This is a genomic window from Mycobacterium sp. IDUB_37, from assembly GCF_055419245.1.
Genome location: NZ_JBVAXG010000011.1, coordinates 77,248 through 98,366, shown reverse-complemented (window position 1 = coordinate 98,366; position 21,119 = coordinate 77,248). Strand labels below are relative to the sequence as shown.

Below are 21,119 nucleotides of genomic sequence, written 5' to 3'. Positions count from 1 at the left end.
AACTGACCGCACACCCGGACATGTAGCCACGGTCCGAATAAATAGCCACCTTCCGAACAAATACCCGCAGTGAAAAATCCTTTGCGCGACGGCAGATTATCTCAGCTTTCCCTCTGGGTCTGAATCCGGCGCTCCTCAAATCGCGGGAGGTAGCATCTCGACTCGGGGCATGCGAATCCGCAATGGAAAGCGTTCCCTAGTCAGCAGGTTGGGGGGATATACATGGCGGAACCGGTACGGCTGGTCGTTTGGGATCTCGACGAGACGTTCTGGCGCGGGACGCTGGTCGAAGGGGGCATCCGCGAGTACGTGGAGGCTCATCACGAGATAGTCGTTGAGCTTGCCCGTCGCGGCATCCTGAGCTCGATCTGCTCGAAGAACGACGAACCGAGCGTTGTCACAATCCTCAGGGAACGGAACATCCTGGACTACTTCGTGTTTCCCGACATCTCCTGGGACCCGAAGGGCCCGAGGTTAGTGGCGCTGATCGAGGCTGTCCAGCTCAGGCCCGCCAGCGTGATGTTCATAGACGACAATCCTCGCAATCTCGCTGAAGCCAGGGCGTTGATCCCGGACCTTCAACTCGAGAACGAGAAGTTCATTCCCAAGCTGCTCGCTGATCCTCGTTTCGTCGGCAAAGACGACAAGTACCTGTCGAGGTTGAAGCAATACAAATTGCTGGAGGCGCGACACGAGGCTCAGCGGTCAGCGGACGGCGGGGGCTACCAGTTCCTCAGAGATTCGGACATCCGCGTGTTCTTTGATCACGACCTGGAGGATGTTGCCAATCTCGATCGTGCGATCGAATTGATCAATCGGACCAATCAGTTGAACTATACGAAGCGCCGCCTGCCAGAGGATCTCGAGTCGGCGCGCCAGGTTCTGCGCCAAGACTTGGCCCACATGGCGGTCCAGGCGGGCCTGATCCGGGTGGTCGACAGGTACGGCGATTACGGATACGTCGGCTTCTTCATGATGAGAGCCAATATCGACATCGAGGCGGCCGCGTCGCGACATCGGGAGCTTCTTCATTTCTGCTTCTCGTGCCGCACCCTGGGAATGCTGGTCGAGCGGTGGGTTTACGACTACCTTGAGCGCCCGAAACTGGCGGTGGTCGGCGAGGTGCTGACGGATCTGTCGGCGCCGGTTGTGGTGGATTGGATTCGCCCGGTTTCATCGTTTTCCGGTCGGGCGGCCGAGGTCGCAGCGATCGCTCCCGAACTGCGGTTGTACGGCGGTTGCGAGATGTACCCGATCGGTCTCTACCTGAAGCGGTACGTCCCGGAAGTAAAGGTGCGAGGAAGCTTCGTCGCCAACAACAAATTCATTCTTCTCAACAGCTGTGCGCTCGCTGTATCAGCCTTCGATCGAACGGAATCGGAATTCTCCGAGGAAGCAGAGGTCCTGGGCGTCCCGGCGGATGTCCTTGCCGGTAACTACTTCGCCGACGCGCCGCCGGGAACCGCGATCGTCTTCAGCGGCGGGGCGGATAGTGGCCGTTATCGGGGTCATCCGGGCGCGTACTACCAGCATGCGCACCACGGGTGGGAACTAGCATTTGAGCTGGCGAACTGCTGGGACGTGACGGCTTTGCCGGCGGGGGCATTCGAGCGCCTCATCGAAGAGCGAGAAGGGTGTGACGAGACAACACGCCTCCATCTCACCGAGGTCGCTCGGCACGTGCGGCGAAACTATCGCACCGCGGGGCCGATGTCAGACGAGAAGAGGGCGGCGTCGCTACGGGCGTTGCTGGAGCACGTTCCGGTCGGCGCTAAATTCATCTTGCTGCTCGATCATGATCGCCAGCGCGTGCAGGGCGTCGTTCAGCCCGAGCCACTGACGGCGCATTACAACGAATTGGTCAGAAGCATCGTGCGCGAGTACCCATACGCCCAGGCAGTGTGTTTCAGCGACTTTGTGGACGATGATGAGCAGGTGCAGGAAGGTGGTAACCACTACCACCGCGTCGTGTACCTGAAACTGGCGGAGCAATTGGCCGAGTCGATCGAGCGACTGCCGCAGAAGCGTGCGTCAGACTCGCGGAGCCTTGAGATTGTCGACGCCGAAGCAACCGTTCGTGGACTTTACCGACACCTGTTGGGGCGGACGCCCACGGAACAGGAACTGAAGGCCTGGTCTGTTTATGCGCGCAAAGGACTGACGGTGCTGGACCTGGTGGAACACTTCGTATCGACGGAGGAATACAGAAACCGGTTGCGAGCTGCTCCGGACACGCAACGAATACCGCGAATGAGTCGCGCCGCCGCCGAGGAATATATCGTCAGCCTGTACGCCATCATCTTGGAGCGAGATCCCAGACCCGACGAGTTCGCTTACTGGGTGAATGCTGCCGCCGACTTGCCACCCGAGGAAATTTATTTCGCCATCGCCAAATCGGATGAGTACAGGCTTCTTCAGGAAAAGTCGGTGCCGACCATGTTTCCGAGTGGTCACTATTATTCACCCGTCGTGGATCCATCGACTATCGCCCGATACGTCGAGAAGCAGTACCGTCAAGAGCCTGACGACCTCATAGGTATCCAGCTCGACGAAGACGCCATGGTCCGCTTGTGGAAAGAAGGCGCAGAAGTCATAAAAAGCACGCCGTTCAGCGATGATGATGACGGCAAGCACCGCTACTACTACCGCAACGGCATGTTTCCGTATGGCGACGCCATTACGCTGCGCGCGATGATCGCCCATTTCAAGCCAAAGAACGTCATCGAGGTCGGATCAGGATTCTCCTCGGCGTGCATGCTCGACTCCGTCGATCACGCCGGTCTCAGCGACTTCACCATGACTTGCATCGATCCAGACGCCGGCCGGCTCCGCAGCAGGCTGCGCGAGGAAGATCATTCCCGGGTCAATATCATTGAGGGAATGGTCCAGGATGTGCCGGTTTCGACGTTCTCTACACTCAACGAGAACGACATCCTGTTCATCGACTCCACCCACGTCCTCAAGACCGGCAGCGACGTGCATTACGAGCTGTTTTCCATCTTGCCCAGCCTCAACAAAGGCGTGTTGGTAAGTTTTCAGGGCATACAGTACCCGTTCGAGTATCCGCAGCAATGGCTGTTCGAGGAGAACAGATCGTGGAACGAAATCTATGCTCTGCGCGCTTTCCTTATGTATAACTCGGCGTTCGAGGTAGTGTTCTGGAACGGTATGTTCGCACACCGACAGCGTGAGTTAATTCTCGAGACCAACCCGGCATTCCTGCAGAATCCCGGCGGTTCGATCTGGTTGCGAACCCGGTCTGCAGACATTTCGCCGAAGCAGCACCGCGCATGAACCCCACCGCCGCCGAGGAATACGTCGCCAGCCTCTACGCCACCGTCCTGAAGCGAACTCCGGGACCAGATGAGTTAGCTCACTGGGTGAACGCTGCCGCCACACTGCCACCGGAGCAAATCTATTTCGCCTTCGCCAAATCCACAGAGTACAAGCTTCATCACGAAAAGTCGGTGCCGACTATTTTTCCACCCGGTCACTACTATTCACCCGTCGTGGATCCGTCGACTATCGCCCGATACGTCGAACAGCAATACCTCCAAGAACCTGGCGACATCACCGGCATCCATCTCGACGAAGACGCCATGGTGCGGTTGTGGAAAGAAAACGCGGATTTCATAAAGAACACGCCGTTCAGCGAGCACGACGACGGCAAGAACCGCTACTACTACCGCAACGGCCTATTTCCGCATGGAGACGCCATCACTCTGCGCGCGATGATCGCCCATTTCAGGCCAAAAAATGTCATCGAAGTCGGATCAGGATTCTCCTCGGCCTGCATGCTCGACTCCGTTGACCACGCCGGCCTCGGCGACTTCACCATGACTTGCATCGATCCAGACGCGGGCCGTCTTCGCGGCACGCTTCGCGAGAAAGATCATTCCCGGGTCAATATCATCGAGGGAATGGTCCAGGATGTGCCGGCTTCCACGTTTTCCACACTCAACGAGAACGACATTCTGTTCATCGACTCCACCCACGTCCTCAAGACCGCCAGCGATGTCCACTACGAGCTGTTTTCCATCTTGCCCAGCCTGAACGAAGGCGTGCTGATACATTTTCACGACATACATTACTTGTTCGAGTATCCGCAGTGGCTGTTCGATATGAAACTATCATGGAACGAAAGCTATGCCCTGCGCGCATTCTTAATGTATAACCCGGCGTTCGAAGTAGTGTTCTGGAACGGCATGTTCGCGCACCGACAACGTGAGTTGATTCTCGAGACCAACCCGGTATTCCTGAAGAATCCCGGTGCCTCGATCTGGCTGCGAACCCGGTCTGCAGGCATTTCGCAGAAGCAGCACAGCGCATGAACCCCGCCGCCGCCGAGGAATATGTCGCCAGCCTCTACGCGACTGTCCTGAAGCGGGCTCCTGGACCGGAAGAGTTAGCTCACTGGGTGAACGCTGCCGCCACACTGCCACCCGAGCAAATCTATTTCGCCTTCGTCAAATCAACAGAGTACAAGCGCCAGCAGGAACAATCGGTGCCGACCCTTTTTCCAGCCGGTCATTACTATTCACCCGTCGTGGATCCGTCGACTATCGCCCGATACGTCGAAAAGCAGTACCTCCAAGAACCTGGCGACATCACCGGCATCCATCTCGACGAAGACGCCATGGTGCGGTTGTGGAAAGAACATGCGGAATTCATAAAGAACACGCCGTTCAGCGAGAATGACGATGGCAAGAACCGCTACTACTACTCCAACGGCATGTTTCCGTACGGCGATGCCATTACACTGCGCGCGATGATTTCCCATTTCACGCCAAAGAACGTCATCGAAGTCGGATCAGGATTCTCGTCGGCCTGCATGCTCGACTCTGTTGATCACCTCGGTCTAACGGACTTCGCTATGACTTGCATCGATCCGGACGCCAATCGCCTTCGCAGCACACTTCGCCAGGAAGACCACTCGCGGGTCGATATCATCGAGGGACTTGTTCAGGATGTGCCGGTTTCGACGTTCTCCACACTCAAAGAGAACGATATTCTGTTCATCGACTCAACCCACGTCCTCAAGACCGCCAGCGATGTGCATTACGAACTGTTTTCCATCTTGCCCAGCCTCAACAAAGGCGTACTGATACATTTTCACGACATACAGTACCCATTCGAGTATCCACGGCAATGGCTGTTCGATGAGAATAGATCGTGGAACGAAAGCTACGCTCTGCGCGCTTTCCTAATGTATAACTCGGCGTTCGAAGTAGTGTTCTGGAACGGCATGTTTGCACACCGACAACGCGAGTTGGTCCAAGCGACCAACCCGATGTTTCTGAAGAATCCCGGTGGTTCGATCTGGCTGCGAGCCCGGTCCGCAGACATTCTGCGCACGTAGCACATGGGCCAAGGCGAAGCCCCGGTTACATCTAGCGGTACCGGCCGGAAATGCAGAGCACTTCGTCGAGGCTGGCGGTGCGTCGCTCGACGCCGGTCCGGTCCAGGCGTGCGGTGTCGAACATCGCCGGGCCGGTTGCAAGCGCCTCGGTGAGGAGGTAGCGGCCGGCGTCGGGGGCCCAGCGCGCCGCCTGCTCCCCTGCGCCGGCGCCGGCGCCGGTCAGCTTGACCACATCGCCGGAATTGACGCCCACTTGAAACACCTCTGGTTCGGCGTCGAGCACCGCCGTAAGTCGGGCGATGTAGTTCTCGGAGGCGAAAAACCGCCAGCCTGAGCCCAGATGCAGCCAGAACCGTCCGTCGATCGCAGCGCGCAGCAGGGCCAGGTGGGCGGCGGCCTTGTCGCCGGGTCGGCGACGGACGAACTCGAGAAACCCGTAACGCTTACGCAGCTTCGCGCGGTCGGGGGCGGACAAGCCGGTATCAAGCACCAGAAACCGTCCGACCCGCGACACATCCAAGCAGCAGTTGAGGAACGAGTTAACGGTCTGCTCGGTGGTTTCCAGGTCTGGCCCGGCGACCAGGCTGACGGTGACCTCGGCCTCACCGGGACCTGCAACCAGAGACTGCACCAGAGCCTCGGGGTACGGCGAGGCCGCCACGAGCATGGCCGGCACCAACAAGTCGCGGTTGGCCGCGATCCGCTGCCGATCAGGATCGGGGAGATCGGTGCGCGCCAGCAGGCCTCGATACAGCGCGAACGCCTCAACGTGCCTGCCGATCCAGGATGCGCACACCGCCTGCTCATCGATTGCGCGCCAAGCGTAGATGTCCGCCTCGACAAGCAATCTGTCGCCTTCGGGGAGCGGTATTTTGGCGGCGCGCTCGGCGAACAGGTATGCGAACTTGTAGCGCTGATCCAGGCGGTATCGGCGGGCGATGGAGTACAGCGGCTCGGCGCGGGTCGGTCTGATCTGCCACGCGCGCAGGCAGGCGTCCTCAACGTCTGGCCACGGCTCACCGAGGTTCGACATAGACTCCGCGATCCGGTACATCGCGCAGTAGACCTCTTCGTCGTTGCCGCCCATCTCGACCCGCCGCGCGTACCACTTGCGCGCGTTAGAAAAATCGCCCATATCGAAATAGCGCTTGGCTAGCTGGAAGACCGAACGCGCATCGTCGGGATTGGATTGGATCTTGGCCAACAACAGATCGGGCGCGTTCGCCCATCGGTGCTGCAGGGCCAGCATCGCGCATCGGGGGTGCTGCGCGATGGAGTCCAGCAGCGCCGCGCGGCCCTCAGGGCCAGGAACATTCGCGATCTCACTGAAAACCCAGTCAGCCATCCCGCCGATGATTTCCTCACGCCCGGGGTCGCCCGTGGCCAGGTCGATCATCGCGTCGTACAGCGCGACATGCCCGCCGCCTAGCAACAGCCAGAACTTCAGAGGATCTACGACCCGGTTGTTCCACATACCTTGCGAGTGGCGACGGTAGACGGCCATCGTCTCCGGCAGCATGGCTATGTTGCCGCTGAACGCATGACGCACCATGAGGTAGTGGTCCAGAGGCATGACATCAGCCGGGATACCGCGGTAGTGCGGGAGCCGGCGATACACGACCGAGTTGGTCTGGATGAAGTTCCGCCGGATCAAAGTATCCAGGCTCAGGTCGTCACGCCAGCTGACCGGCGGGAAGTCTTCGTCCTCGACCTGGCCGTCTTCCCAGATCGTGCGGATGGGGTGAAAGCACACCGCTGTCTTTGGATGGCGGTCGAGGAACGCCACCTGTTTGCTTAACTTCAGCGGATCGATCCAGTAGTCGTCTCCCTCGCACAGTGCGATGTACGTGCCGCGGGCCTTCGACAGGGCGCCGACCAGGTTTCTGTTCAGGCCCAGATTCTTGGGCCTGAAGATCGGACGGAACAGGTGCGGGTACCGGTCGGCATACTCTTCGATGATCGCCCGCGTGGCATCGGTCGACGCGTCGTCAGCGACGATGATCTCCATCGGGAAGTCGATCTGCTGGGCGACAAAGCTGTCGAAAGCATCACGGACGTAGGCTTCTTGGTTGTGGGTGGTAGTCACCACGCTCAACTTGGGTGGGTTCCTTGATATCCGTTTCGGTGTCACTGCAAGCCCCCTTCCCTCACGCTGGCGCGTATCAATAAGACGTCGTCGTCGGCCACTGAGACTCTCAAGCGACCGAAACGGTTTCGGGCAATTTTCATCAGGGGGCCAGACCTGAGATGCACAGCACTTCGTCGAGGCTGGCGGTGCGCCACCCGGCGACGGCAGCCGGTCGGCCACGTCGGGCGGGTGGATCGGGGTCGCTTTTCTGCCTACCGGGGGCCTGATCCAGGCGTGCGGTGTCAAACATCGCCGGGCCGCTGGCCATCGCCTCGGTCAGCAGGTAGCGGCCGGCGTCGGGTGCCCGGCGCACCGCCGTCTCGGCGGCGCTGGCGCCGGTGAGTTTGGCCGCGTCGGCGAGGTTGATGCCTACCTGAAACACCTGTGGTTCGGCGTCGAGTACCGCGGTCAGGCGGGTGATGTAGTTCTCGGGGGCGAAAAACCGCCAGCCCGCCCCTAGGTGCAGCCAGAACCGTCCGCCAATTTGCGCGCGCAGCTGGGCGGCAGGCTCGTCCTTGGAAACGCCACGCCGCCCACCGCGTCCTCGTTGAACAAACTCGAGGAACTCGTAGCGCTGCTGGAGTTTCTCGCGGTCCGCGGCGGACAGGTCGGCATCGAGTACCAGGAAGCGCCCGATCCGCGACACATCGAGGCAGCAGTTCAGGAACGAGTTGATGGTCTGCTCGGTGGTCTGGCGGTCCGGCCCGGCGATGAGACTGACGGTGACCTCGGTATCAGTGGGGTTGGCGGCGAGGGACTGCACCAGGGCTTCGGGGTACGGTGCGGCCGCCTCGAGCATGGCCGGCACCGAAAAGTCGCGGTTGGCCGCAATCCGTTGCCGATCGGGGTCGGGAAGGTTGGGGCGGGCCAGCAGTCCCCGGCACAGCGTGAACGCTTCGGCGTGCATGTCGATCCGGGATGCACAAGTCGCTTGCAAATCGGTTGCGCGCCAGGCGTAAACCTGTTCGATCTCTCCTGGGACAAAGAGGTCGTGTTCGGGAAATGGGATTTCGGCGGCGCGCTGGGCAATCAGGTATCCGACCCGGTTGCGCTGCATGGCCTGATAAGCAGCGGCGACGGCATACATCGGCTCGGCGCGGGTCGGCCGAAAGTGCCAGGCGCGCAAGTACGCGTCTTCGCAGTCTGGCCATGCTGTACCGAGATGCTGCGTCGACTCCGCGAACCGGTACATCGCCCAGTAGGCCTCCTCTTCGGAGCCGCCCATCTCGACCCGCCGCGCAAACCACTTACGCGCGTTGCCGAAATCCTGCATGCGGAAGTATGTCTCGGCGAGGAAGAAGACCGACCGCGCATCACTGGGGTTGCGTTTGACCTTGGCCAGCAACCAATCGCGCTCCTGAGAAGACTTATGCTTGAACAGGTTTCGGGTGAACAGTTGACGGTCGCGCAGATCTGCGCTGTGGTCTTCGCCTTCGAGGCGAATGTCGAGGCCAGCATCGTCCCGTGCAGCGGTCTCGTCGGTGACACTTTCGATGCCTTCCGACAGCGCACGCTGCAGAATGGCGGCCTGGTCGCGTGCGGCGAAGGTTTGGTAACCGCGTTCGGCGAGCTTGCGTCGCGCGCGCTCGTCGCCGACGAGTTCTACACAGCGGTCGACCAATTCGTCGTAGTCCGCGAGCGCGATGCCCGACTGCAGGTCATGCTCCAATGTCGGATTGGCGCTGTGCTCGGAGACCACCGCCCGCCTGTTGGCGAGCAGATACGAAACGCGCACGATCGCAAAGATTTTCGCTTCCCAATAGTGCAGGTTGAGCACGATCTTCGAGCGTGCAATCCAGGCGTCGCGGCTCTTGCCGTAGGCGCCGGGTAACCATTTGACGCGAAGGCCTCGGTCGTGCAGCTCCCGGAGAATTGCGTATCGGCGCACATTGAGCGCGCCGTAGAACAGTACGTCGATGTCCTCGTGGGCAGGGGCGATCCGGGTCAGCTCGGGGACGTATCCGATCGGCACGTAAGTGGCCCGCAATCCTAGGGCGGCGAGGTACTCGACGTTGGCTTGGCTGTAATCCCACGTCGGGTATCGCCGGAAAAGGTCGACGAATTCCGGCATCGTCATCCAGGGCAGGTCGTCACCCAGTTGCTCGAGGTTGTAGAAGATCGGGCTTTTGGGCGGCTCCATCGCGTACTGGACGAGGAGGTTTCCGCCGAGCACGATGGTGCGGCGATCGTCGAGGTCGAGACGGTTGGTCAGCACCGAGTCATGGCCGAGCGCGAGAAGACCATGGTGCAATGCCTCGGCAACCTCGTTGAAAGCTCCGCCACTGATGTCGTGCTGGTCGGGAGGTGACACAACCGCGACGGCGAAATGCATGCGTGCAAAGTACCGCAAGGGGAACTGCGCTTGATGCGTTTAGTGCAGAAGGATCGGGCAGCTTGCGCCATCGAAGATTTGGTATTCGAAGTCGAACGAACTTAATGCGCAAGTCATCTTGCTTCCCACATCGGGAAAGCCCGCTAAACCACCTAGGATTGTTGAGGCACATCCCCGACCTCACGCTCAAATTCGGTGGGGCACGCCGGATTCTTGCCTTGACATCAGGATTCCTGACATGGTGTCATGCCAGGCATCCTTGGACACTGAAGGATGTTGCAGATCGCGCTGCAGCGGCAGGGACGCGGGCGAAGGTGTGCTGATAGCGGCCGATGGGGTCGTCAACAAGCGTTTCGCCGTGGATGAAGCGGCGCCTTCGGCGAGAAGGGATGGGATCGCCGCATGGCGGTGGAGATATCCGGGGTCACCCTGTTTCCTGGCAATGACGTGGTCACCGCCGCTTACCTCGACTACCCGCACACAGGTCCGGTTGACGGGTATGCATTCGAGGTATCCGGCTGGGTCGTAAGCAAGGCGCCGGTAGCCGAGCTGGAGTTCATGCACGAGGGGAGCGTATTTGCGCGCTGCGAGCTAACTATTTCACGGCCAGATGTGGCCAACGTATATGGCGGTTCTTCACAAGTGGGGTTCCTGAAAGCGATCGGAACCGTAGGTCTCGCACCGACCTTCACGATCTTCATCACGGCCGTCTCCCCGGATGGACGCCGGGACGCGATAGCGGAGATACACGGCACGCAGCAGCTGACCTCGGCGTTCATCCCCTCTACGCAGCCAGTCATGGTCAGCAGTCCCGGCCGATCGGGCAGCACGTTGCTGATGAGGATGCTTGCGGAGCATCCGGACATCATTGTCGAGGAGCGATATCCCTACGAGACGTATGTCTGCAGCTATTGGATGCATTTCATACGAGTGCTTGCCACACCTATGGAAAACTCGCCGCAATCGCACGAGTTCTGGATGGATTCCAACCGGCTCCCTCCGTTCCCTTATTTCTTTATCGACCCGACCACCGGGCCGATACCAGCAGAGCAAGCAACCATTGACCGCTGGTACGGCACCGATCAGGTCGAGGAATTCGCCCGCGTGGCGCAGGCGGCCGTTGAGTCGTTTTACCGCGAGTACGCCGGCGCGCGAAACAGCACAACGCCTGCATTTTTCGCGGAAAAGCTCGTCCCGGCAGGCCACTGCCGCTGGATAATGCGGCAGCTCTACCCGCAGGCGCGGGAAATATTCCTCGTTCGGGAACCCAGGGACACCCTAGCTTCCGTAATGGCGTTCCATGCTCGGCACAGGGTCGCAGAAGGCTTCGGTGTCCACTCGGTTGGGACCGATGAACAACTCGTCGGCCTCGTCCGCGAGAGCATATTGTCACTTACACAACTGTGGAAAGGCAGATCGCAATACGCCGCGCTTGTCCATTATGAAGACCTCGTACGGTCGCCTACCAAACAAATACGCGAGATGCTTGACGCGCTGGAGCTGGACTCGTCGGCGAATATTGTTGACTCAATGGCAAGAGCCGGAAGTGAAATGACCGATGATGCAAATTCGCATCGAACATCGGCTGGCGGCACGTCGTCGATCGGCCGCTGGAAACAGGACCTTGAACCACGGCTGCAGAAAATCTGCGACGAGGCGTTTGACGGGTTACTCGACGAACTGGCGACAGCACGAGTCAATTAAGACTGAGAACACGTCAATGTCTAGATTGCACTGACCGGTTGTAGGCGATAAAGTCCACACCATGAGCCTCGTTAGAGATAAACTTGATATCATCGATCAGGCCTTCTCATCTTTCGGTGTCCAGTCGTTCGCGGATCTTGGCGCCGTTTGGGGAGTTGAAGGCGGGTATTCGTTCCACGCACTGGACAAGCATGCGGTAAAGGACGCTGCATTGGTCGATACGAACATGACCCCAACTGTTATCGAGCGCGCAAAGAACTATCCACAGTTTCGCCTCATCAATGGAAATTTTGGGGATCAGTCCGTCGTCGACCAAGTCGGCAACGTCGATGCAATATTCCTGTTTGACGTGTTGTTGCACCAAGTGGCGCCCGATTGGGACGCCATCCTCGAGATGTACGCAAAGAATGTGCGTGTCTTCGTAATCTACAATCAGCAGTGGACAGGTTCAGACACCACAGTCAGGCTGCTGGACCTAGGCGAAAAGGACTATTTCCGGAACGTCCCGGGAGACCCGAAGCAAGAGCCGTACAAAGGCCTCTTCAAGAAACTTGATCAGAAGCATCCATATGCCGACAGGCCGTGGCGTGACGTGCATTCTATTTGGCAATGGGGCATCACTGACGATGATCTCGAGTCGACCGCCGCCCGTTTAGGATTCAAGCTCCGTTACAAGAAGTGGTGCGGCAAGTGGAACGAGAATTTCGAAAATCAAGCTTTTATTTTCTCCCGCTGAGGATGGCACTTCTGGACACTTCCGTGGGATCGACGAAGGCCTCGTAGCGAGCCCCTTACGGGGCCGCGACGGCTGCGCAATGACGCGCAATAAACCGGACACGGAAGTTGCCGCGCTCACTCCTAGGTGGCCTCAGCTTTCCGAACTTCGCATCAATTGACGTCTAATCAGGTCAGGATGTAAGGAATAGCTGGGGAAATCCACGAAATGTCCGCCCGAGCCTCGTGACGAGTTTGCGATGACTGATCGACGAGGCGACTGAGATTCATATAACCGTCGGGGGCTAGTGAGAGAAATACTGGACCGCGCACGGCGCTGACGAAAGCCGTTGGAAGTATCCGCGCTTGCCAGATTGGGCGAACCCGAACAACGTCCTCGAGAACCGGAAGTTGCGAGCCCTTCCTTCAATTAGCAGCGGCGCGTCTTCGCGAGTTAGCTAGTGCGCTGGAAAGTTTGCCACGCACCCTGGTGACCTAGGGATGTATCACCGTGGACGATGCCATCAGGCCAACCACTCGGCTGACGCCCTCACACTCGAGCTGACCGGACAACGGGCGTCGATCCAAGACCCTGATAGTCGGAACCGCTGGCCTTATGCACACGGCAGCCCCATCGGCGGCGGTGTGGCGTGGGGGTGGAGGGGCAGCCCGCTGCCCCGCAGCCGTCAGCAAACTGTTGGCGGATGAATTCCTGGCTGCCCGACCAAGAGTGCCACCCGCTCGGACAACCGGGGCCGGTCGAACATTGGATCTCGGGATCGGTCGCGGCGGCACCAGTCAGTGGGTGACCCTTCAGAGGATCCTGCGAGCCGTTCAACCGATGTTGGCGGGGTGCATTCACTGCCCACGTTGCGTGTTGCCCGCCTGCCCGCCGCTCGACTACGCCCGGCGTGTCACGAACAGCCGAGGCTCACGCAACGGCGCACGTCGCGACCTTGCCGACGCCCCGGGAACGCAAAACCGGACAAAGTCCATTTTATTAAACCGACAAAGTCCATTTACTAACCGGACCGACTCCATTTTGTGAATGTCAAACCGGACGCGATCCAATCAATTAACCCGACGGCGTCCAATCTATAAATCCGATCATGTCCAGTCAGTTGAAAAGCGTACTGATAACCGCGTGGCCTGCGGTAACGTCTCGATGCAGTTGTACATGTGCAAATTACGAGCCTGCTCGGGCACATTGCGAGAAAATGGGGGTACCACGACATGACCGGTCCTTTGTACGTCTCTCCGGCCGTCTTCCAATGGGTGGCTGCGAATCTCGACAGCATCCGTGCCGGGGTAGCCGACGCCACCGCGGCGGCGGCCCTGCCGACGACCGGGATGTTGCCGGCGGCCGCCGATGAGGTGTCGGCGGCAATAGCAGCCCTGATGTCCCAGTCCGGGGCGGAGTATCAAGCACTTGCCGCGCAGGCAGCGGCGTTCCATGAGCAGTTCACGCGTACCTTGTTGGGCGCCGGGGCTGCGTATCAAGGCACCGAGGCGGCGGCGGCGCAGGCGCTAGGCGCGTCGACTGACCCGTTCAATGCGGCATTCATTGCTCTCACGGGACGTCCATTGTTCGGTGACGGCGAGGCTGGAATTTCTGGGGCGCAAGGGGCGAACGGCGGCGCCGGCGGGTGGTTGTTCGGCAGCGGCGGCGCTGGCGGTAACAGCACAGCGACAGGCGCGGTCGGCGGCGCTGGCGGGGCTGCAGGTTTGATCGGTAGCGGTGGGCGCGGCGGCTTGGGTGGTGCCGGTGGTGCCGGCGGCGCCGGTGGCTCCGGCGGGTGGTTGTTCGGTAGCGGTGGTGCCGGCGGTAACGGTGGAGCAGGCAACGCCCTTGGCATGGTTGGTGGTGCGGGTGGCGCCGGTGGTGCCGGCGGGTTCTTCTTCGGCCAAGGGGGTCATGGGGGTACCGGCGGGGTGGGCGCCCCAGGTGCCAACTCTCTTATCCCTGCTGTTCCGGGCGGCACCGGTAGTGCCGGTGGTGTTGGTGGTGCCGGTGGCCGAGGCGGGTTCCTCTTCGGCGCAGGCGGTGACGGCGGTCAAGGCGGGCAAGGCGGCACCGGAGGTGCGGGCGGCCTCGGCGCACCCGGGGGTACCGGCGGTCCCGGCGGTGGAGGCGGCGCCGGAGGTCCCGGCGGATTCTTGGGTGCCCAGGGGGCCAACGGGGCACAAGGCGCGCAGGGTGCTTTCGGAGCGACCGGGTAGCTACTCGCCAATTGCCGCGTGACTTGAGTGTCATGTGCAATCAGCCTCCGCCTTCATTTGGCGGCATGCGGTCGGATAGTGCAGCTGGCGAAACCCGCTGTACAGCAAGCAGATCTGGTTGCTAGCGACAGCTCACCAGCACCAGTGGACGCAACAAGAGTCTGCGGCCCAGAGCAGAATTACGTTCGTACCCAACGCCATCGGCGACAGCCTCACATGGCCTGCGCTCAGAGATGCACATGATGGAAAAGTCCTAGCGATCGCTCAGCTGCGGCGTAGGTCGCATGGTTCGCTGAGTGCGCACGACCAATCATCCTCAGCCACCTAAACTTCGCATACAACCCGATCCCCGAAACACGATTGCTATGTAGACTCTGATCGGTGTCCAAAGGAGTAACCGCACGCCCTGCGATCTGCCTGAACATGATCGTGAAAAACGAGGCCGACGTCGTTGCGGAGACGCTCGATTCGGTCGCGCCGTACATCAGTTCGTGGGTGATCGTCGACACCGGCTCCACCGACGGGACCCAGGACGTAATCGCCAAACACATGGCCCGCCTGGGTATCTCAGGTGAGCTGCACGAACGACCATGGCGCAATTTCGGCCACAACCGCACCGAAGCGCTGAACCTCGCCCAAGGTCACGGCGACTACATCTGGGTCATCGACGCCGACGACATCGTCGTGGGCACAACCGACTTCAGCCAACTGAGCGCCGACGTCTACCGCATGCGCCTCGGGAACGCTTCCTTCACCTATTGGCGCCCGCAGTTGTTTCGCGACGGTGTGCGCGTGCGTTATGAAGGCGTCGTTCACGAGACGGCCGTATGGGAGTCCGACTGCGCCGTTGGGCGGCTCAAGGGCGACTACTACGTCGTATCTCGTCGCCTCGGTGCCCGCAGCCAGGATCCCCAGACGTATGCGCATGACCGCGATCTGTTGTTGGCCGCGGTCGAACGCAACCCCGAGGATGCGCGGGCGGTGTTCTATCTAGCCCAAAGCTACTTCGATTTGGGCGATTTCGATAACGCGCGCAAGTGGTATGAGCGGCGGGTCGAGATGGGCGGCCTGGACGAGGAGATCTATTACTCGAAGGTTCGGCTCGCGGAGTCGATGGCAAAACTCGACTCGCCGTGGCAGGTTGTCCAGGACACCTACCTGAAGGCCTGGGAGTTTCGACCGACCCGCGCCGAAGCGCTGTATGCCATCGCTCGGCGATACCGTGAAGATCAGCGCTTCCTGCCCGGTCACATGTTTGCCCAGCGCGCCGCCCAGATCCCGCTTCCCGAAACCGACAATTTGTTTATCGGCGCAGACGTCTATGCCTGGCGCGCGATAGACGAACAGGCGGTGTGCGCCTCCCAGCTCGGCTTGCACGCGGAGGCGTTTCAGCTGTGTCGGCGCCTGCTGGCGCTCTCCGACATCCCCGCCGATGACAGACAACGGATCGCGGCCAACCGCGACGTCAGCGTGCCGGCAGCGCTCGAGGCGGCGTCATCGTATCCCGACGCGCTGGTGCAGCGCCTGGCCGCCGGTCTGGACGAGGCCCAGGTGGTCGTCAGCCTGGTCGCCGGACCGGACCGCGAGAGCACCGAGCAAATGCTCAACTCGTTTCTGACCTGCTGCCTCGATGTGTCACTGTGGGTCGGTCGCTTTCTGGTAGTCGATGCCGGCCTATCAGCGCCCGACCGCGCGTTGCTGCGTGAGCGCTACCGGTTCCTCCGATTTGTCGATTGCAGCCCAGGCGACGCGCCCGCAACGCAGCTCGCTCGGCTCCGCGCTCACATCCGGGGACGGTTCTGGCTGCACCTGGGACATTGCTGGCGGTTTTTTGCGCCGGAGAACCTGATCACCCGCCTGATCGCGGTGCTCCAAGCCGAACCACAGGTACTCCAGGTGGGAATCAACTTCACCGATGCGGTCGAGCTGACCGGCGTTTGCGCGTCCGATGCGGCGGTGCGCCGGGCACCCTATGCCGGCCGCTACGTGCTAGCCGATGCGATGGCCAGCGGCCCGGCGATGTTCGACACCGCGCGCCTAGATCGGGCTGGCGGCATAGGGGGGAGCGACCCAGATCCCATCGCCGAACTCGGTTGGCGGGCGGCCGCTGTCGGACTACAGACCGCCAGCCTCGACGAGGTGCTCTGCATCGCCCCAGCCCAGCCCGTCCAGCAACCCAAAGGCCGGGCACGGGTCGCGAAGAAGGCCCCAGCCCGACCCAGGCAACAACAGAAAGCCCGAACACAGGTCGCGAAGAAGGCACGTCGGCCGAAAACACCGCCCAAATAACCGAACTGATACGAGGCGACGTTCATCAACTCATTGATACCCGTACGCAAAGCTCGAATCCCAACATAGGTGTTCCATGTGCGAATAGGCTGCGCTGATGCGGTCAAGCTGACCGTGACACGCCTCACTTGCGGCAGAGGCGGTAACCCGTAATCCCTACCCGCGATGCTGCACTCAGCTGACTACGGATCCGGGACCCTCGATCAGAGTCGACGAAAGGGCCTTCCTTTGCAATGAATCAGGATCCGAACACAGACACCGTCTCGCGCCGTTACGACAGGTACCCGGAACCCATCCAAGACCTTGAGGCATGGATCGACAGCAATTGGGAGTGGTTCGACCCAGCCCACGCTCACTCAACTTTATGGCCCGACCGCGACTACAAGCCCGATCTCGATATTTTGATCGCAGGATCCGGTACCAACCAAGCTGCAGTTTTCGCGTATACCAACCGTTCCGCAAAGGTGGTGGCGATCGATATCAGTCAACCGTCGCTGGAGCATCTGAAATATCTTAAGGACAGGTACGGGCTGTCGAACCTGGAATTGCATCGGCTTCCGATAGAGGAGCTATCAACGCTTGAGCGCAACTTCGACCTCATTGTCTCAACCGACGTCCTGCACCTCTTAGCAGACCCAGCAGCAGGCATGAAGGCACTCAAGGGTTGCCTTCGGCGAGATGGCGTTCTGGGCGTGATGCTCCATTCGAAGTACGGTCGAATGGGCATCGAAATGCTGCAATCAGCCTTCCAGACCTTGGGGATTGGTCAGGACGATGCAGCTGTCCAAATGGTCAAAGAAGTGATCACTGCTCTACCGACGGAACACCCCGTCCACAATTACTTCAAGGTGGCGCCGGTTTCCGCCCAGTCCGATGCCGCCCTGGCCGACACCTTCCTGCATGGCCCTGAGCGCAATTACAGCGTCGATGAGTGCATCGACCTCGTGACGTCAGCCGGATTGGTATTTCAGGGCTGGTTCATCAAGGCCCCGTACTACTCGCATGATTGGTTCAGCCCCGGGAGTTCACTGCATCAGGCGGTGGGCGCGCTGCCCGAGGCTGAGCTTTGGGCCGTAGTTGAGCGCCTCCACGTGATGAACGCCTCCCATTTCTTCATGGCATGCCGTTCCGACCGGCCGAAGAAGAGCTACGAAATCAGTTTCTCCACTCCTGAGTGCCTCGATTACGTCCCGCAATTGCGAATGCGCTGCGGCATTGAGAGTCAAGAGATCTTTCGGCCGAATTGGCGCACGAGCGTCACACCCGCTCAAATTCGCTTCTTACAGCATATAGATGGCCGCCGCACCATTCGGCAGATTGCTCATCAGTTGGCGAAGAGCGGAGAGCCGCTAGGCGTAGGCGACCTCGAAGAGTTCGGCCGCAGGCTGTTCGAATCGCTGTGGCTGCTGGATTTCGCCGCCATGACACTAAAGGAAAATCCGTCCGAATAGGCAAGTCGGAGGCGAATTATCGGTGGCCTGCGGCCATATCGGGCCGGCCCAGGTTGACCTCGACGTACTCGTCATCGTCGTGGCCGTCGTCGTCGTACATCGGTAGCTCGGGGCCCACTGGTCCGACGAAGCCGATCAAGAAGAGCGACGCGACGATGCCGAACAGGGCGATGAACGCGGGAAGCAGCGCCGACTGCGCCATAGCAGCCGAGAACGCCTCGCGCACGAACGCGGGTAGCTGGACTGTGCCGGCGGTGCCGGTGGCGGCATCGACGCCGGGCGGCATCTCCGCGGAGATGCGCCAGGTCATAAAGGCGGCCATGCCCGCGCTGCCCAGCACCGCCGCGACTTGCCGGGTGGCGTTATAGACGCCCGAGCCCGCACCGGCTCGGTCAGGCGACAGATTCCGGGTCGCGGTGGCGGCCAGCGGTGACCAGATGAACGCCATGCCGACGCCTGCGGTGGTGAACGGAAGCACCAGGCGCCAGATCGGGGTGCTCGGATCCAGCTCCATGGACAACCAGGTCAACGAGATCGCCAGCACCGAGAAGCCGAACCCGAGCACATGCAGCGGATGGACCCGGTCCACGATCATGCCAACCACCGGCGCCAGCAGTCCGCTGGCGATCGCCATGGGAGCCATCAGCAGCGCCGATCGGGTCGCTGACAACCCGCACACCGACTGGGCGTAGAACGTCAACGGCAGCATCACCGCCGTCGTGGTGAACGAGATCACCGCGACTCCGACGTTGCACAGGCTGAAGTTCCGGTCGCGAAAGATGCTGAGTGGCACCAGCGGCTCGTGCCTGTTGAGCGCCTGCCAATAGATGAATACCGACATCAACCCGATACCGGCGACAATGACAGCCCAGATCCACGGCTGCCAGTGCTCGGACTCGCCCTCCTGCAGCCCGAAGACGATCAAGAAGATCCCGACCCCAGACAACACGACGCCGGCCCAGTCGAAGCGGTGCAATTGGGTCGGCAGAACGGGAATGAGCCACACCGCCAACGCGATGCCGATGATGCCGACTGGGATATTGACGAAGAAGATCCACTCCCAACCCAAGGTGTCGACCAGTACCCCGCCGGCCAGCGGTCCCACCAGGCTGGCCACGCCTGCGGTGGCACCCCACACACTCATCGCGACGCCGCGGCGTTGGGCGGGAAAGATCCGGGTGATCGTCGACAACGTCTGCGGGGTGAGCAGCCCGGCACCCAACCCCTGTACGACCCGGGCTGTGATGAGCATGGCTGCGCTGCCGGACAGCCCGCACCACATCGACGACGCGGTGAACACCACCAGACCGATCAGATAGAGGTACTTGGTGCCGAACCGATCGCCCAGTCGGCCGGCGACCAGCAGCACCACCGCATAACCGAGCAGGTAGGCGCTGGTCATCCACACCACCGTGGCGTAGCCGATGTGCAGTCTGGCCATGATGGTCGGGTTTGCGACGGCGACGATCGTCGAGTCGAGCATGATCATGAAGAAGCCGACCATCATCGCCCACAGCGCGTGCCAGGGGTTTCCGGAGTAGCTCTGCCCGTCCACCCGAGTAGTCGCCGCGGTCATGTACTTACCTCGTTTCGGCTACCGACGGTGCGTCAGTAGCGCAGGAATCAAGTCCGCATTATTCCCGGTTCGCACCCGTGGCGTTGACATCAGGCACCTGATTGCCCAGTTGAGTATGTGAAGCTTCCCCGCCCGCGCGGCATATTGCTGGACGGCAGCTAGCTCCGATGGCGGCGACCCACAGCGCCCGGCTCAGCGCCGTGCTTGCGATCGCCGCTAACCCCGATGGCGGCGACTAGCAGCGCCCGGCTCAGCGCCGCGCTTGCGATCGCCGCTAACCCCGCTGGCGGCGACCCGCAGCGCCCGGCTCAGCGCCGCGCTTGCGATCGCCGCTAGCCTGGGAAGGAGCCGTCCGAAGAGAGGCACTATGAGCTTTCGACGAAGCAAGTCGACACAAGAGCCGCAGGCCGACGCGGCCGCCGGCAAACCGAAGATGTCCTCACGCGCATTGGCGCAGGTCATCGAGCGTAGCTCGCATGTCCAAGGGCCCGTCGCCGAGGCATATGTGGCCCGCCTGCGCAACGCGGCGCCGGGTGCCGCTCCGGCCGAGATCGTCGCCAGGATCGAGAAACGCTACGTAGCAGTCGTGACGGGCAGCGGGGCAGCCGTCGGCGGGGCCGCGACGTTTCCCGGGATCGGCACGGTAGCTGCGCTGTCCGCGGCGGCCGGCGAAACCGTCGTATTCCTCGAGACCACGGCGCTGTTCGTGCTCGCACTCGCTTCGGTCTACGGCATTCCGCTTGACGAACGGGAACGCCGTCGTGCCCTGATACTGGCGGTGCTGGCCGGCGAGAACAGCGACGGGGCGGTCTCCGAACTCATCGGTTCGGGCCGGACCAAAGGTGGCTGGGTGTCGGAGAGCATGGCAACACTGCCGCTGCCGGCCCTGTCGAAGTTCAACACGCGGATGCTCAAGTACGTCATGAAGCGGTTCGCCCTCAAGCGCGGCGCGCTCATGTTCGGCAAGCTGATGCCGGTCGGTGTCGGCGCGATCATCGGCGCCGTCGGCAACCGCATGGTCAGCAAGAAAATTGTCCGCAATGCGCAGTCGGCGTTCGGCCCCCCACCGGCCCGCTGGCCGGCCACTCTGCACCTGTTGCCACCCGTTCGGGACGCCAGCTAAAACGCGTTGGGATGATTCCCATGGTCGCGACCCGCTACGCCCGGCTCCGCCTAGTGTGACGACCCGCTGCGCCCGGCTTCGCCGCGCTTGCGATCGTCACGGCCGCGCTTGCGATCGCGACTACCTAATGGTCGCGACCCGCAGCGCCCGGCTCCGCCTAGTGTGACGACCCGCTGCGCCCGGCTTCGCCGCGCTTGCGATCGTCACGGCCGCGCTTGCGATC

The 21,119-nt window shown here is 61.2% G+C and carries 10 protein-coding genes and 2 pseudogenes; 9 read left to right on the top strand and 3 right to left on the bottom strand.

Annotation, left to right across the window (positions count from 1 at the left end; all coding sequences use genetic code 11):
* Positions 1-222: 222 nt before the first annotated feature.
* The 3 genes from ACZY1I_RS27775 to ACZY1I_RS27765 are packed head-to-tail and all read left to right on the top strand — an operon-like array spanning position 223 to position 5,359.
* Positions 223-3,294, top strand: coding sequence for an HAD-IIIC family phosphatase (locus ACZY1I_RS27775; protein WP_463760131.1), 3,072 nt, complete (start codon positions 223-225; stop codon positions 3,292-3,294).
* Positions 3,291-4,331, top strand: a complete 1,041-nt coding sequence (locus ACZY1I_RS27770; RefSeq protein ID WP_463760128.1) for a class I SAM-dependent methyltransferase — start codon at positions 3,291-3,293, stop codon at positions 4,329-4,331. The genes ACZY1I_RS27775 and ACZY1I_RS27770 overlap by 4 nt, the downstream gene beginning before the upstream one ends.
* Positions 4,328-5,359, top strand: coding sequence for a class I SAM-dependent methyltransferase (locus tag ACZY1I_RS27765; protein WP_463760126.1), 1,032 nt, complete (start codon positions 4,328-4,330; stop codon positions 5,357-5,359). The genes ACZY1I_RS27770 and ACZY1I_RS27765 overlap by 4 nt, the downstream gene beginning before the upstream one ends.
* A gap of 1,222 nt (positions 5,360-6,581) precedes the next feature.
* Here the strand turns inward: ACZY1I_RS27765 and ACZY1I_RS27760 are convergent.
* Together ACZY1I_RS27760 and ACZY1I_RS27755 are read right to left on the bottom strand one after the other, a co-directional pair.
* Positions 6,582-7,454 (bottom strand): annotated as a pseudogene (locus ACZY1I_RS27760) (glycosyltransferase); the annotation flags it as partial.
* 133 nt (positions 7,455-7,587) lie between these two features.
* Positions 7,588-9,819, bottom strand: a complete 2,232-nt coding sequence (locus ACZY1I_RS27755; RefSeq protein ID WP_463760121.1) for a CgeB family protein — start codon at positions 9,817-9,819, stop codon at positions 7,588-7,590.
* 402 nt (positions 9,820-10,221) lie between these two features.
* Here ACZY1I_RS27755 and ACZY1I_RS27750 point away from each other — a divergent pair, with 402 nt between their 5' ends.
* The 5 genes and pseudogenes from ACZY1I_RS27750 (at position 10,222) to ACZY1I_RS27730 (ending at position 18,197) form a co-directional block, all read left to right on the top strand.
* Positions 10,222-11,523 (top strand): sulfotransferase family protein, encoded by a 1,302-nt coding sequence (locus tag ACZY1I_RS27750; RefSeq protein WP_463760119.1) that lies wholly within the window; start codon positions 10,222-10,224, stop codon positions 11,521-11,523.
* A 61-nt stretch (positions 11,524-11,584) separates the two neighbouring features.
* The gene (locus ACZY1I_RS27745) at positions 11,585-12,259 is read left to right on the top strand and encodes a hypothetical protein (protein ID WP_463760116.1); all 675 of its coding nucleotides are present in this window, start codon (positions 11,585-11,587) and stop codon (positions 12,257-12,259) included.
* A 1,211-nt stretch (positions 12,260-13,470) separates the two neighbouring features.
* A pseudogene (locus ACZY1I_RS27740) lies at positions 13,471-14,454 on the top strand (PE family protein); the annotation flags it as partial.
* A gap of 384 nt (positions 14,455-14,838) precedes the next feature.
* Positions 14,839-16,746 (top strand): tetratricopeptide repeat-containing glycosyltransferase, encoded by a 1,908-nt coding sequence (locus ACZY1I_RS27735; protein WP_463760112.1) that lies wholly within the window; start codon positions 14,839-14,841, stop codon positions 16,744-16,746.
* A gap of 233 nt (positions 16,747-16,979) precedes the next feature.
* On the top strand, positions 16,980-18,197 hold the full coding sequence (locus tag ACZY1I_RS27730; RefSeq protein ID WP_463760109.1) for a class I SAM-dependent methyltransferase: 1,218 nt from the start codon (positions 16,980-16,982) through the stop codon (positions 18,195-18,197).
* Positions 18,198-18,213: 16 nt separating this feature from the next.
* On the opposite strand, the gene ACZY1I_RS27725 is transcribed toward ACZY1I_RS27730, so the two are convergent.
* Entirely contained in the window at positions 18,214-19,773 is a 1,560-nt protein-coding gene (locus ACZY1I_RS27725) for a DHA2 family efflux MFS transporter permease subunit (protein ID WP_463760105.1), read from the bottom strand.
* 367 nt (positions 19,774-20,140) lie between these two features.
* Here ACZY1I_RS27725 and ACZY1I_RS27720 point away from each other — a divergent pair, with 367 nt between their 5' ends.
* Positions 20,141-20,896 carry a hypothetical protein gene (locus tag ACZY1I_RS27720; RefSeq protein ID WP_463760102.1) on the top strand — a complete coding sequence of 252 codons (756 nt, stop codon included), beginning with the start codon at positions 20,141-20,143 and terminating at the stop codon, positions 20,894-20,896.
* Positions 20,897-21,119 lie beyond the last annotated feature (223 nt).

What these genes read in the sequence shown, in the direction of transcription:
- ACZY1I_RS27775 (WP_463760131.1), top strand. Translation starts at nt 223, where the DNA reads ATGGCGGAACCGGTACGGCTGGTCGTTTGGGATCTCGACGAGACGTTC.
- ACZY1I_RS27770 (WP_463760128.1), top strand. Translation starts at nt 3,291, where the DNA reads ATGAACCCCACCGCCGCCGAGGAATACGTCGCCAGCCTCTACGCCACC.
- ACZY1I_RS27765 (WP_463760126.1), top strand. Translation starts at nt 4,328, where the DNA reads ATGAACCCCGCCGCCGCCGAGGAATATGTCGCCAGCCTCTACGCGACT.
- ACZY1I_RS27755 (WP_463760121.1), bottom strand. Translation starts at nt 9,819, where the DNA reads ATGCATTTCGCCGTCGCGGTTGTGTCACCTCCCGACCAGCACGACATC.
- ACZY1I_RS27750 (WP_463760119.1), top strand. Translation starts at nt 10,222, where the DNA reads ATGGCGGTGGAGATATCCGGGGTCACCCTGTTTCCTGGCAATGACGTG.
- ACZY1I_RS27745 (WP_463760116.1), top strand. Translation starts at nt 11,585, where the DNA reads ATGAGCCTCGTTAGAGATAAACTTGATATCATCGATCAGGCCTTCTCA.
- ACZY1I_RS27730 (WP_463760109.1), top strand. Translation starts at nt 16,980, where the DNA reads ATGAATCAGGATCCGAACACAGACACCGTCTCGCGCCGTTACGACAGG.
- ACZY1I_RS27725 (WP_463760105.1), bottom strand. Translation starts at nt 19,773, where the DNA reads ATGACCGCGGCGACTACTCGGGTGGACGGGCAGAGCTACTCCGGAAAC.
- ACZY1I_RS27720 (WP_463760102.1), top strand. Translation starts at nt 20,141, where the DNA reads ATGAGCTTTCGACGAAGCAAGTCGACACAAGAGCCGCAGGCCGACGCG.